Origin of the sequence: Paractinoplanes tereljensis (genome assembly GCF_016862435.1) — a bacterium.
Classification (GTDB): Bacteria; Actinomycetota; Actinomycetes; order Mycobacteriales; family Micromonosporaceae; genus Actinoplanes; species Actinoplanes tereljensis.
Genome location: NZ_BOMY01000050.1, coordinates 244,055 through 256,019, shown reverse-complemented (window position 1 = coordinate 256,019; position 11,965 = coordinate 244,055). Strand labels below are relative to the sequence as shown.

The following is an 11,965-nucleotide window of genomic DNA, read 5'->3' as shown; positions in this document are numbered from 1 at the left end:
TAGCTCGGCCGAAGCATAATCGTTATGTATTGCGAATCTCGTATCTTTTCGCGCGCCCTTAGGGCCGTTACCATCCTCGCGGTGGTTGATCGCGTGCCGGACGCACTCTGTGCTGGGATTTCATCCTCAGCGCAACAGAGCTGGAACACGCGTCGCATCCACTGGTAGCCACTGCCGTATCCACCGATCAGCCGAGCCAATACTGACCCTTGGCAAGGGGTTAGTTGAGGATTTCTCGGATAGATTGGCCCGGATCCGTGCGCTTATCCGGCTACGGACAGTAGTCGTCACAACGGCTCATCGCGTGTTGCATGGCGGAGGAACGAAAGCAATGAACAGCCGGCGAACCCGTTTACGCTCCGCTCTCGCGGTGATCTTGACGGTTTTGGTACTTGTGCCGACCGCCGTCCTCTTCGGACGGGTCTGGCAGCAGAATTCGGACCTGCGGGCGCAGACCGACCTCGAGCGAGAGGGCGTGCAGTACATCACCGCCCTCGCACCGCTGGTCAGCGCGCTCGCCGAGTCGCAGTCCTCGGCGCTGCAGGGGGTCACCGCCCCGCCCGACTCGCTCGCCACCGCCGTCTCCCGGGTCTCGGCCCTGGACAGCAGCCTGGGCGACGACCTCAAGACTAAGGAACGTTGGGCGGATCTGCAGGACAAGATCGCCAAGCTGCCCAAGGCCACCGGCGGCCCGCTCGGCATCCTGCAGGCGCACACCGAGGCGACCGACCTCGCGCTCGCGCTCTACAGCGCCGTACGCCGCAACTCGGAACTGGCCCGCGACCCGGACAGTGACGTTTCCAACCTGCAGCAGGCCGTCGCCATCGACATGCCGACCACGGTGATCCTGGTGAGCCGGATGGCCGACTACGCGCAGGCCCTGCAGACCGCGACCGGCACCACCCAGGCCACCCTCGCGATCCAGTTCGGCCAGGAGGTGCTCGCCGTACAGGACTCGGTGAACTCGCTGACCGAGAGCCTGCAGAACGCGGTCGACAACACCAAGAGCTCGACCCTGAGCGGCGGCCTGGTCACCACGCTCGACTCCTTCCGCCGGGGTGTCGAGTCGATGACCCGTGGCGCCAACCCGGGTGGCACCCCCAACGTCGCGACCATGTCGACCGCGCAGACCGCGCTGCAGACCGCGCTCAACGCGCTGGCCGGCGTGACGCTCAAGGAGATGGACAAGCTCCTCGCCGACCGGGCCGACTCGCTGAGCTACCGGCGGGTCGAAGCCCTGCTGGCCGCCGCGGTGGCCGTGCTGCTGGTGATCGGCGCGCTGGTGCTGCCGGTGCTCAGCCGCCGCCGGGAGGAGAGCGAGCCGGTCACCACCGGCTACACCGGCCCCGGCGAGTCGACCCGCGACATCGCGGCCGGCCGGCCGGCCGCGCCTTACGGCGGCCAGTACGACCTGACCCCCGCATACGGCGACAACGACCCGACACGGCGGGAGCGTTCCGGTGCTGTTCGGTAAATTCCGAATTCTGGGCAAGCTTGCCCTTCTCGTCCTCGTGCCACTGCTCGGCGTCGTGGCGCTGAGCGTGCCGATCATCGTCACGCGTATCAACGACGCGCAGAACGCGCAGAACATCACCAACACCGTCCAGCTCGGCACCCGGGTCAGTACCGCCGTGCAGGAGCTTCAGGAGGAGCGACTCCTCTCGATCGGCTTCCTGTTCGGCCTGATCCAGCAACCCGAACTGGCCGTGCAGCGGGCCAAGGCCACCGACGCGGTGGCCCGGATCGCGGACGGTGGCGACCAGCCGATCAGCAAGGACCTGCGCCGCGCCCTGCGCAACATGTCCAAGCTGGACAACACCCGGCTGAACGTGAGCAACCGCGCGATCCGCCCGGACACCCTGATCACCGAGTACACCGACGTGATCACGCCGATGATCGACGGGCTCGCCCTCACCGAGGGCGCCGACCTGACCACCAGCGTCGGCCGGCAGCTCCTGGCACTCGACCAGGCACTGCGCACCGACGACATGATCAGTCAGGCGTCCGGCTTCCTGACCACCGCGACGATCACCAAGAACACCGGCTTCGTCACGCTGTTCTACGGCAAGCTGGTGCAGCTCCAGCAGGTGATCGCGAGCGCCGAGGCGTTCTTCACCGACGCGCAGTACAAGCTGTACCTCGGTGCCCAGGACGCGTTCTCGGCCCGGGTCGGCACCGACTTCCTCGCCGAGGCCGCGACCAACCCGGCCACCGCGGTCAACCAGCTGCAGATCCGGACGCTGTTCCCGTCGCTGCGCTCGGTGCTCGTTCTCGGTGGCTTCGTGGAGAAGCGGGTCGCCGCGGACGTCAACGACATCGCGACGAACAACCGCAACGCGGCCCTCCGGGACGCCTTCCTCATCGGTGGCGGCTCGCTGCTCCTGCTGCTCCTGGTGATCGCGCTGAGCATCTTCATGGCCCGCGCGGTCGCCCGGCCGCTGCGCCGCCTCACCGGCTCCGCCGACCGGATCGCCCGCGCCGCCGAGGCCGAGCTCGAACGGGTCGCCGACGACGAGACGGAATCGGTACGGCCGATCCGACTCGACCCGGTCGACGTCGAGGCCCAGGACGAGATCGGCGACCTGGCCCGCGCGTTCGACCGGGTGCAGACCACCGCCGCCCGGCTGGTGGAACGCCAGGTGCTCGGCCGCCGCAACGTCGCCCAGATGTTCGGCCACGTCGGCCGGCGCACCCAGAACCTGGTCGGCCGCCAGCTCGCCCTGATCGACAACCTGGAGCGCAAGGAAGCCGACAGCGACCGGCTCCGCGACCTCTACCGGCTCGACCACATGTCCAGCCGGCTGGGCCGGAACGCGTCCTCGCTGGTCGTGCTCTCCGGCGGGGCCGGCGCGGACGAGCACATGGCACCGCTGCCGCTCTCCGACGTCGTCCGGCTCGCCCTCGGTGAGATCGAGGACTACACCCGCGTCGACGTGGAGGTCCCCGAGGAGATCGTGGTCGTGCCGGCCGTCCTGGCCGACCTGACGCTGCTGCTCGCCGAGCTGATGGAGAACGCCACCGCGTTCTCCCCGCCGCACACCCGGGTGCTGATCTCGGCCGCCGAGATGCGCGGCGGTGCCCGCCTCGCGATCATCGACAACGGCCTGGGCATGACGCCCGAGCGGATGGCCGAGGAGAACTCCCGGCTCACCCGCCGTGAGCGTCTGGACCTGGTGCCCACCGAGGTGCTCGGCCTGTTCGTGGTCGGCCGGCTCGCCCGCCGGCACGGCATCGAGGTGACCCTGACCGACACCCCCGACGGCGGTGTCACCGTCTGGGTCGACCTGACCCCGGCGCACCTGATCTCCCGGGTGCAGAGCAGCACGTCGATGCCCTCGCCGTTCGGTCCGGCCCCGGTGCCGAACTACCAGACGGCCGAGTTCTCCCAGGTCATCGCCGGTTCGGCCGCGCGCGCCTCGGTGCCCGGCAGTCAGTTGCCGTTCGACCCGAACGTGCTCGAGCGGGCCACCCGCACGCTCGAGACCGGCCACTCCTGGAACGCCTTCGCGGCACCCGCCCGGGAGGCCGCTCCGGCTTACGAGGCGGAGCCGGTCTACGACGCCGAGCCCGTCTGGGCGCCGGCCCAGGTCTACCAGCAGCCGGTTGCCCCGCAGCCGCCTTACGACCTGGGTGCCCCGGTGGCCGGCCGGGTTCCGGCTTCGCTGCCGGAGCTGCCCGCCGCCGGTCCGTCGGCGTGGACCCAGGCCCCGGTCGAGGCACCGCAGCCGACCTGGAACAATGTGCCGGCCGAGGCCCCGCCGCTGATCCCGCAGCAGCGCACGGGCGAGCAGAACCCGTACGAATATCAGGCGTACGCCGCTCCGCAGTACACCGAGCCGCACCCGTACGCCCAGCCCGAATACGCTCAGCCTGAGCCGTACGCCCAGCCTCAGCCCTACGCTCAGCCCGAGCCGGCCTATCAACCGCCGGCCGAGGAGCGGCCGCTCCGGCGCCGGGTTCCCGGCAGCCAGCTGCCGGCCGAGTCGGCCTCGGCGCTGCCCACCGCACCGCCGTCGCAGAACGACGCGGTGGCCGCGCGGGCCGCTTTCGACGACTTCGAGGCCGGTGTGAACCGGGCTCAGTGGGACGTCGCCGAGACCGAGATGACGGCACCCCCGTCAGCCGGTCACGCACCACTCGCCCGCCGGGTTCCGGGGGCCACTTTGCCGCGGGAGGCGCAGAACACGCCGCCCCCGCCTGCTCCGGCACCTCCGCTCGATCCGGATGCCGCACGAGCACTCATGGAGCAGTTCGAGTACGGAGTCGCACTCGCACTGAATGAAACTCAGCCACAACACGAGGGACAACCGCGATGACATCCCCCTACACGGAAACCGGCAACGGTCAGAGCTACGGCCAGCCCCAGCTGAGCGCCGAGGCGAAGACCTTCAACTGGCTGCTGGACTCGTTCACCTCCGGTACCGCGGGTGTGATCGAAGCCATCGCGGTCTCCTCCGATGGCCTGCTCATGGCGATGTCCGCGATCAAGGACCGGCCCAACGCCGAGCGCCTGGCCGCGGTCGTCTCCGGCCTGACCAGCCTGTCCGGCGGCGCCGCGAGCTGGTACCGGCTGGGTGCGCTGAACCGGGTCATCATCGACATGCAGGACGGTTACCTGCTGGTCACCGCGATCAGCGCCGGCTCGGTGCTCGGCGTCATCGCGGACCGGACGGCCAACCTCGGCACCCTCGCCTACGAGATGACGTTGTTCGCGACGCGCGCCGGTGGCGCGCTGAGCCCGCGTCTGATCGCTGAGCTGAAAAACGCCGTTCAGCAATGACCTATCCGGACCCCGACGACCCGGCGCGACCGGCTCGACCGAGCGTCCGGCCCTTCCTGCAGTCTGGCCCGCACACGGCCGGCGGTTACCGTCCCGCACCCGGGAACGAACCGCCGGTCGATGAGCAGACCACGACACTGCGCCCGTTCGTCATCACGTCCGGGCGCACCGACGGCACCGATCCCGAGATCGGGATGGAAACCCAGGTGACCGTTACCCACGCCGCCGTTCCTGTGCGGCTGTCGCCGGAGATGCGCGCCATCGTTGCGCTCTGCGGCGACCCACTGTCCGTGGCGGAGATCTCCGCCCGGCTGCGCCTGCACCTGGGCGTGACCCGCATCCTCGTCGGCGACCTGCGCGCCGCCGGCCAGCTGGACGTCCATGTGCTGGACAACGACTCCCCCGACCCTGAGACCATCATGCGAGTGATCCGTGGACTTCGTGCAATCACCTGACCCCATCCGCGGCACCGCCCGGGTGGGTAACGACCAGCCGAAGAAGGCTCCGGTCCCGGTGAAAATCATCGTGGCCGGCGGTTTCGGTGTCGGAAAGACGACAACCGTGGGCGCCATCTCAGAGATCGCCCCACTGACCACCGAGGCCGAGATGACTTCGGCCTCGGTCGGCATCGACAACCCGGGCCAGGCCGTCACGAAGACCACGACGACCATCGCGATGGACTTCGGCGTGCTCACCATCGACCAGACGCTGAAGCTCTACATCTTCGGTACGCCCGGCCAGCCGCGGTTCGCGTTCATGTGGGACGACCTGATCAAGGGCGCGCTCGGTGCGCTGGTCGTGGTGGACACCAACCGGATCGACGACTGCTATCCGGCGGTCGACTACTTCGAGCGGGCCGGTCTGCCGTTCGTGGTCGGAGTGAACACCTTCAATGGCCAGATGAACTACAACCTCGAAGAGGTTCGGTGGGCGCTGGCCGTCCGGGAGGACGTTCCAGTCCTCTCCTTCGATGCCCGGTTCCGCTCTTCCGTGCGGGACGCCCTGCTTGTAGTCCTCGACCAGGCGCTTGACAAGGCCATACGTGCGAAGTCCACGTAGGGTGTCGGTCAGGTCGCACAGATCGAGGTTTTCAAATCGGCCTTCCAGCGGGCAGAGTGGTGGTGGACTACCCGCACAGGAAGGACGGTGACGTGCGAGGCGGATTGGACGATGCGCTCGACAAGCTCGCGCGCCGTGATGAGCTGCGCCGACGAGCGTCCGGAGACACTTCCGGTCCATCGCCGGCAGTTTCTGAGCTGGTCGAAGCGATCGCCGCCGTCGTGGCCCGTCACCCGGAGCTGGGGGTGACCGTCGGCGCCGAGGGGGGCGGCGAGCCGGTCCTGCTGCATTTCTTCTTCGCCGAGGGCCAGGTGCAGGTGTCCGCCGACACCGCGGTCGCTCCGGCCGAGCCGGCCCCGACCGCCCGGCACGCCGATTTCGTCGTCGACGTGGACGAGCCGGTGGTCGAGCAGCAGCAGCACTACTACGCCACGCACGACGACCAGGACCGCTACGGCTATTACCCCGAGTCGGACACCGCCGAGCGACGTTACGGGTCGTTCGACCAGCCGCCGGCCGAGTCGTACTACAACGCCGCCCACGACGTCGGTGAAGACTCTCGCGACCTGGGTGCCCGCATGCGCGACCTGGGCATGGCCGCGCGCGGCCCGGCCCCGGAATACCCGCCGCACCCGTTCGCGGCCACCCCGCCGCCACCGGTGCCGACGTCGGCGCAGGAGTCCACCCGCCGCATCCACGCCTCCGAGATCCCGCATCAGCCGCAGCCGCAGCGTGCCGCCGGCATGCCGACGCCGCTGCCCAAGCCGATCCCGCTGAAGGTGGAACGGCCGGAGGAGACCGAGATGGCCGCCCGTCGGCTGGCCGCTCTGCTGCGGGATGATCCGTCGCTGCTGAACCAGCCGCCGCCGGCCTAAAGGAAATGACGCTCCGTGGTGTCGCCATCGCCGGTCGACACCACGCTGAGTAGACCCCAGATGCCCGATCTTGGCCGTTTATGGCCGGCCTGAGATGTCTGGGTTGGGCCGTTCGGCCACATAAAGTAATGACAGCTTGATTCACACTCCGTGACTGCATAGCGTTCCAGCCGCCCCTGCTGTGCTGGTTCCGGAGAGAGAATTCATGTCGCTGCCCGAAGTCCACCTCGCCAGTGGCACGTGTGCCGAAGCCACCCGCCTGGCCCCGGTCGCCGCCGCTATCCGAGCCCAGGGCCTGCTCAACCCGGTCCTGGTCGCCTCCGGCACCGATGTTTCCCGCGCCCACATCTCGATGGGCATGGCCTCGGATCTGACCCTGCCGACGCCGGCCGACCAGGCCACCGCGATCCGCCACTACGACCAGCTGTGGGCCGAGCGCACCCCGGCCGCCGTGCTGGTGCGCGGCGACAACCTGGCGGCCGCGCTGGCCGCGTACTGGCGGCGCATCCCGGTGCTGCACCTGGACGCCGGACGGCGCTCCGGCACGCCCGAGGCCGACCACATGGACGCCGACCGCCGGCTGCTCGCCCAGGTCGCGACCGTGCACCTGGCGGCGGCGCCGCTGGCCGCGATGAACCTGCTCGACGAGTCGGTGGTGGCCGGCGACATCCTGCTGACCGGTGGCACCGCGGTCGACGCGGCCCGGATGCTGACCGCCCGGCTGCGCGCGGCCGGCACCCCACGGCCTAACCGGGTGCTCCTGGTCGGCGTGGACGACGCGTACGACCGGCCGGTCCGGGAGGCCATGCTCGACCTGGCCGTCCGCTTCCCCGACCTGGACGTGATCGGCGCCCGGACGTCCACGCACGAGCGGGCCCGGCTGGTCGCGGCGGCCGACCTGGTGCTCGCCGACGACTTCGACCTGGCCGAGGAAGCCCTGGCCGCCGGGGTGCCGGTGCTGGTGCCGGGCGAGGGACGCGAACTGTCCGAGGCCCTGCATCTGGGCAGCGCCCGGCTGGTCGAGCCGAACGCCGAGACCCTGGTGCGCGAGCTCGGGCAGCTGCTGGACAGCCGGCTGCGGCGCGACTCGATGCGCGCGCTCGGCACCCCGTACGGCGACGGGCTCGCCGCCGGCCGCATCGCGCAAGCCACCGCCGCCCTGCTCGGCCAGGGCCAGTTTCCCGACCCGATGCCCGCCCGGAAGCAGACCGAGGAGCCCACATGGATGTCGTAGGTTTCTGGACCAGGTCGTGGATCAGTGACGACGGAACCGCCGTGCGCAAGCTGCTCGCGCCGGACGTCGAGGTGGAGTGGAACCTCGACGCCCCGGTCGACGACGAGGAGCTGATGCAGGTACAGCACCGCATCGCGGCCTTCGCCGACTCGGTCACGGTAACCGGCCAGACGGTCGCCGAGGACGGCGCCGCGGTCGTCTACGACCTGACGGCACCGTTCGGCACGGCCCGGATGATCGAGTTCCTGGCCGTCGTGGAAGGCCGGATCACCGAGGTACGCCAGGTGTACGACGTGACCTCGACCGACCGCTACTTCCCCGGGCTCTACGCGAACTAGAAGCGCAACTAGGCGCGTTCCAGAAGAGCGAACAGCTCGGTCCAGTGCCGCAGCTCGGACGGCTGGTGGTACATCGCGGTGTCGCTCATCGTGTAGCCGTGCGGGGCGTCCTCGTACAGCTCCGAGCGGTAGGTGACGCCGGCCTCGTCGAGGGCCGCCTCGAGCGCCTTGATCTGGTCGGGCGTCATCGAGCCGTCGTTGTCGGCGTGCCCGAAGTACACCTCGCCGGTGATCGAGCCGACCGCCAGGTGCGGGCTGTCCTCGGCGTCGGTGACCACGCCGCCGGCGTGGAAGCTACCCAGCGCCTTGATCCGGTCGGGGTGCGCCGCGATGGCCCGCAGCCCGTTGCGCCCGCCCATGCAGTAACCGACAAGCACCACCGGCTCGTCGGAGACGCCCGGCTGGGCGGCGAAGAAGTCGAGGTACGAGCCGGTGTCGGCGGCGACCCGCTCGGCGGTGAGCGCCTGCATCATCGGCCCGAGCCGGCCGAAGGCGGCGCCCCGCTTCTCCGGGTCGGCCAGCTCCTCCGGGGTGATCAGCGGTCCGCTCGCGTTGCGGTAGAAGAGGTTCGGCACCAGCACGGCGTAGCCGCGCTCGGCGATCCGCTCGGCCATCTCGGCGAGCCGGGGCCGCAGGCCGAACGCGTCCATGAAGAACAGGACGCCGGGGAACGGTCCGTCGCCATCCGGCTGGACGAGGTACGCCTCGGCGGTGCCGTCCGCGGTCGGGACCTGCACGGTAGTGGTCTGCATCTGCGCCTCCTGCTTTTGATCAAGGGAAACGTAGCACCCAACCGGGGATCGATCCCCAGTCTCGTCGGTACCCTGTCCGACATGCCCCATCGTTTGCGCGCGGACGCGGAACGCAACCGCACGGCGCTGCTCAGCGCCGCTCGGGAGATCTTCGGCGAGCAGGGCCTGGACGCGTCGCTCGACGAGATCGCCCGCCGGGCCGGCGTCGGCAACGCCACCCTGTACCGCCGCTTTCCCACCCGCCGCGACCTGATCGCCGAGGTCTTCGCCGGCCAGATGAACGAGTATGTCGAATTGGCCGACCACGCCATGCAGGAGCCCGAGCCGTGGGCCGCGTTCGCCGGTTACCTCACCCGGCTCTTCGAACTGCAGGCCACCGACCGGGGTCTGTCCGAGCTGCTGGTCAGCACCAGCTTCGACGACGACGCGCGTCTTTCCGACCTGCGCGTGGCCGCGCAACGCGGCGCCTCCGAGGTGATCGCCCGGGCGGTCGGCGCCGGCGTGCTGCGCCCCGACTTCACCCGCCGCGACCTGAGCATCCTGATGCGCGCCAACGCCGGCGTGATCCAGCGTTCCCCCGAGCCGGACGCCTGGAAGCGCCAGCTGGCACTACTCCTCGACGGCCTGGCCGCACGGTAAGTCATTTAAGGATGTTTAAGGTCTGAACAAGGTCCTTTAACGACCCACCGGCCAAGAATCGACTCCGTCGTCACCACCTGCGATCGGAGTCACCCATGCAACGCAGCCGTCTGCGTCTCGCCATCTATGCCTCGGCGGCCGTCCTCGCCGTCGGCGGTGGCGTCGGCGCGGCCGTCGCGGCCACCAACCCGTCCACCACGGCCGCGGGCGTCCTCACCGCCACCTTCACCAAGGACAGCGACTGGGGTTCGGGCTACCAGGCGAAATACACGATCAAAAACGCTACGGGTACGGCGGTGAACGGCTGGCAGGTCGCCTTCGGACTGCCGTCGACCGCGAAGCTGGGCAGCTTCTGGGATGCCGCGGTCACCGTCTCGGGCAGCACCGCCACCGCGAAGAACCCGAGCTGGGCCACCACCATCCCGGCCGGCGGCACCGCCGAGTTCGGCTTCATCGTGGCCGGCAGCGGTAACCCGACCACCTGCACGATCAACGGCGCGTCCTGCGCCGGCGGGGCGACCACGGCGCCGACCACCGCCCCGACCACGAAGCCCACCACGGCGGCGCCGACCACCGCTCCGACGACAGCCCCGACGACGAAGGCGCCGACCACGGCTCCCACCACCGTTCCGCCGACGACCACGCCGCCCACTGGCGGGGGAAGCGTGCTCGTCGCCCCGTACGTCGATATGGGTCTTCTCTCCAACGGCTCGACCACGCTCGCCCAGCTGGGCACCAGCGGCAACGTCAAGTCGTTCAGCCTGGCCTTCGTGACCAGCGTCGGCTGCAAGGCGAGTTGGTTCAACGCGTTCGACCCGCGGCAGAAGCAGTTCGCCGACCAGATCGCCGCGATCCGCGCGGCCGGCGGCGACGTGAAGGTGTCGTTCGGCGGTGCTACCGGCATCGAGCTGGCCCAGGCCTGCACCAGCGTCGCCACCCTGCAGGCCGAGTACCAGGCGGTCGTGACGGCCTACAACCTCAAGTACATCGACCTGGACATCGAGGGCGCGGCGGTGGCCGACCCGACCACGATCGCCCGGCGCTCGACCGCGCTGGCCGCCCTGCAGAAGGCCAACCCGGGCCTGAAGATCTCGCTGACCCTGCCGGTGCTGCCCGAGGGCCTCACCGTCGACGGCGTCAACGTGGTCAAGTCGGCCAAGGACGCCGGCGTGAACCTGGACCTGGTCAACATCATGGCGATGGACTACGGCCGCTCCGCCCAGGACTACGGCGACCTCGCGATCCAGGCCGTCAAGTCCACCAAGGACCAGATCAAGCAGCTGTACGGGAACAGCGACGCCGCCGCCTTCAAGATGGTCGGGGTCACGCCGATGCTGGGCGTGAACGACGACCAGGGCAAGTTCCTGCAGAGCGACGCCCGGGACCTGATCGCCTTCGCGAACGCCAACCACCTCGGCTTCGTCTCCTACTGGGAGGCGAACCGGGACAAGAACGCCTGCCAGGGTGCGCTGTTCCAGTGCACCAACGTGACGCAGACGCCGTTCGAGTTCAGCAAGATTTTCGCCGGCTTCACCGGCTAGGGCTTTCCTCTCATCCCCAAAAGGTAAGAAAGCGCGGCTCCGGGTCCCCCAAACCCGGAGCCGCGCTCGTTACGCCAGTCCGCGGCCCGCGGTGGCCAGGGCCTCTTCCGCGACATCCCACAGCGCGGTGCCGGCCGGGGCGTCGAGCCACAGGTTCAGCGAGACCCGCAGGGCCAGGAGAAAGGTGGCGGCGGTCATTCTCGCCCGTACGCCTCGGGGGTCTTCTTCTTTCAATCGGCGCGTGACCTCCGCGGCCAGATCTCGCTCCGCCGCGGCGAAGGTTTGCATCTGGGCGGCCAGAACCGTCGGGTGCGTGCGCAGCAACCGGCTCTGCGCCACCGTGCGCGGGTCGAGGTCGCCGACCTCGTGGTTGAAGCCGGCGGCGGCCGCGGTGAGCGCCTGCCACGGCGTCTCGTCGGACGGCCGGGCGCGCACGGCGTCGACAAGCCGCTGGATCCGCTGGAAGTCGCCGTACATCAGCGCTTCCTCTTTGCTCCCGAAGTAGTTCGAGAACGTGCGCCGGGAAACCCCGGCGTCGTCGGCGATCGCCTCGACCGTGATCCGGTCCAGGCCGTGCTCCATCGCGAGCCGGACCGCCGACTCATGCAGGGCCTGCCGGGTGGCGGCCTTTTTGCGCTCACGGAGCCCCGGCTCCGCCGTCGTGCTCATGCCCTGAGCGTACCGGCGTGTGACTTGCTTCTCAATGGGAAAGATTGCGCAATGAGAAGCGTCCTCCGATAGTTGTAT

At 69.5% G+C, this 11,965-nt stretch carries 12 protein-coding genes; 10 read left to right on the top strand and 2 right to left on the bottom strand.

Going from position 1 to position 11,965, the window contains the following annotated elements; translation table 11 throughout:
- The first annotated feature begins 394 nt into the window (after nucleotides 1–394).
- The 8 genes from Ate02nite_RS39380 (at nucleotide 395) to Ate02nite_RS39345 (ending at nucleotide 8,286) form a co-directional block, all read left to right on the top strand.
- Complete coding sequence (locus tag Ate02nite_RS39380) at nucleotides 395–1,474, top strand: hypothetical protein (RefSeq protein WP_203812998.1); 1,080 nt, start codon at nucleotides 395–397, stop codon at nucleotides 1,472–1,474.
- On the top strand, nucleotides 1,461–4,316 hold the full coding sequence (locus Ate02nite_RS39375; RefSeq protein ID WP_203812997.1) for a sensor histidine kinase: 2,856 nt from the start codon (nucleotides 1,461–1,463) through the stop codon (nucleotides 4,314–4,316). Before Ate02nite_RS39380 ends, Ate02nite_RS39375 begins: the two co-directional genes overlap by 14 nt.
- On the top strand, nucleotides 4,313–4,780 hold the full coding sequence (locus Ate02nite_RS39370; RefSeq protein WP_203812996.1) for a roadblock/LC7 domain-containing protein: 468 nt from the start codon (nucleotides 4,313–4,315) through the stop codon (nucleotides 4,778–4,780). Before Ate02nite_RS39375 ends, Ate02nite_RS39370 begins: the two co-directional genes overlap by 4 nt.
- Entirely contained in the window at nucleotides 4,777–5,235 is a 459-nt protein-coding gene (locus Ate02nite_RS39365) for a DUF742 domain-containing protein (protein ID WP_203812995.1), read from the top strand. The genes Ate02nite_RS39370 and Ate02nite_RS39365 overlap by 4 nt, the downstream gene beginning before the upstream one ends.
- Nucleotides 5,213–5,839 (top strand): GTP-binding protein, encoded by a 627-nt coding sequence (locus Ate02nite_RS39360; protein WP_239148036.1) that lies wholly within the window; start codon nucleotides 5,213–5,215, stop codon nucleotides 5,837–5,839. Before Ate02nite_RS39365 ends, Ate02nite_RS39360 begins: the two co-directional genes overlap by 23 nt.
- A 92-nt stretch (nucleotides 5,840–5,931) precedes the next feature.
- A complete protein-coding gene (locus Ate02nite_RS39355; RefSeq protein ID WP_203812994.1) occupies nucleotides 5,932–6,714 on the top strand; it encodes a hypothetical protein in 783 nt (260 codons plus the stop codon).
- A 205-nt stretch (nucleotides 6,715–6,919) separates the two neighbouring features.
- A complete protein-coding gene (locus Ate02nite_RS39350; protein WP_203812993.1) occupies nucleotides 6,920–7,948 on the top strand; it encodes a UDP-N-acetylglucosamine 2-epimerase in 1,029 nt (342 codons plus the stop codon).
- The gene (locus tag Ate02nite_RS39345; RefSeq protein ID WP_203812992.1) at nucleotides 7,936–8,286 is read left to right on the top strand and encodes a hypothetical protein; all 351 of its coding nucleotides are present in this window, start codon (nucleotides 7,936–7,938) and stop codon (nucleotides 8,284–8,286) included. The genes Ate02nite_RS39350 and Ate02nite_RS39345 overlap by 13 nt, the downstream gene beginning before the upstream one ends.
- Nucleotides 8,287–8,294: 8 nt before the next feature.
- Here Ate02nite_RS39345 and Ate02nite_RS39340 read toward each other — a convergent pair whose 3' ends face one another.
- Complete coding sequence (locus Ate02nite_RS39340; RefSeq protein ID WP_203812991.1) at nucleotides 8,295–9,038, bottom strand: dienelactone hydrolase family protein; 744 nt, start codon at nucleotides 9,036–9,038, stop codon at nucleotides 8,295–8,297.
- Nucleotides 9,039–9,119: 81 nt separating this feature from the next.
- Between Ate02nite_RS39340 and Ate02nite_RS39335 the strand changes: the two genes are divergently transcribed.
- Both Ate02nite_RS39335 and Ate02nite_RS39330 read left to right on the top strand, forming a co-directional pair.
- Nucleotides 9,120–9,677, top strand: coding sequence for a TetR/AcrR family transcriptional regulator (locus Ate02nite_RS39335; protein WP_203812990.1), 558 nt, complete (start codon nucleotides 9,120–9,122; stop codon nucleotides 9,675–9,677).
- 95 nt (nucleotides 9,678–9,772) lie between these two features.
- Complete coding sequence (locus Ate02nite_RS39330; RefSeq protein ID WP_203812989.1) at nucleotides 9,773–11,218, top strand: cellulose binding domain-containing protein; 1,446 nt, start codon at nucleotides 9,773–9,775, stop codon at nucleotides 11,216–11,218.
- 69 nt (nucleotides 11,219–11,287) lie between these two features.
- Here the strand turns inward: Ate02nite_RS39330 and Ate02nite_RS39325 are convergent, their stop codons facing one another.
- Nucleotides 11,288–11,887, bottom strand: coding sequence for a TetR/AcrR family transcriptional regulator (locus Ate02nite_RS39325; protein ID WP_203812988.1), 600 nt, complete (start codon nucleotides 11,885–11,887; stop codon nucleotides 11,288–11,290).
- Nucleotides 11,888–11,965 lie beyond the last annotated feature (78 nt).

Coding starts and splice junctions, on each gene's coding strand:
- Ate02nite_RS39325 (WP_203812988.1), bottom strand. CDS start 11,887: ATGAGCACGACGGCGGAGCCGGGGCTCCGTGAGCGCAAAAAGGCCGCC.
- Ate02nite_RS39345 (WP_203812992.1), top strand. CDS start 7,936: ATGGATGTCGTAGGTTTCTGGACCAGGTCGTGGATCAGTGACGACGGA.
- Ate02nite_RS39330 (WP_203812989.1), top strand. CDS start 9,773: ATGCAACGCAGCCGTCTGCGTCTCGCCATCTATGCCTCGGCGGCCGTC.
- Ate02nite_RS39365 (WP_203812995.1), top strand. CDS start 4,777: ATGACCTATCCGGACCCCGACGACCCGGCGCGACCGGCTCGACCGAGC.
- Ate02nite_RS39340 (WP_203812991.1), bottom strand. CDS start 9,038: ATGCAGACCACTACCGTGCAGGTCCCGACCGCGGACGGCACCGCCGAG.
- Ate02nite_RS39370 (WP_203812996.1), top strand. CDS start 4,313: ATGACATCCCCCTACACGGAAACCGGCAACGGTCAGAGCTACGGCCAG.
- Ate02nite_RS39335 (WP_203812990.1), top strand. CDS start 9,120: ATGCCCCATCGTTTGCGCGCGGACGCGGAACGCAACCGCACGGCGCTG.
- Ate02nite_RS39350 (WP_203812993.1), top strand. CDS start 6,920: ATGTCGCTGCCCGAAGTCCACCTCGCCAGTGGCACGTGTGCCGAAGCC.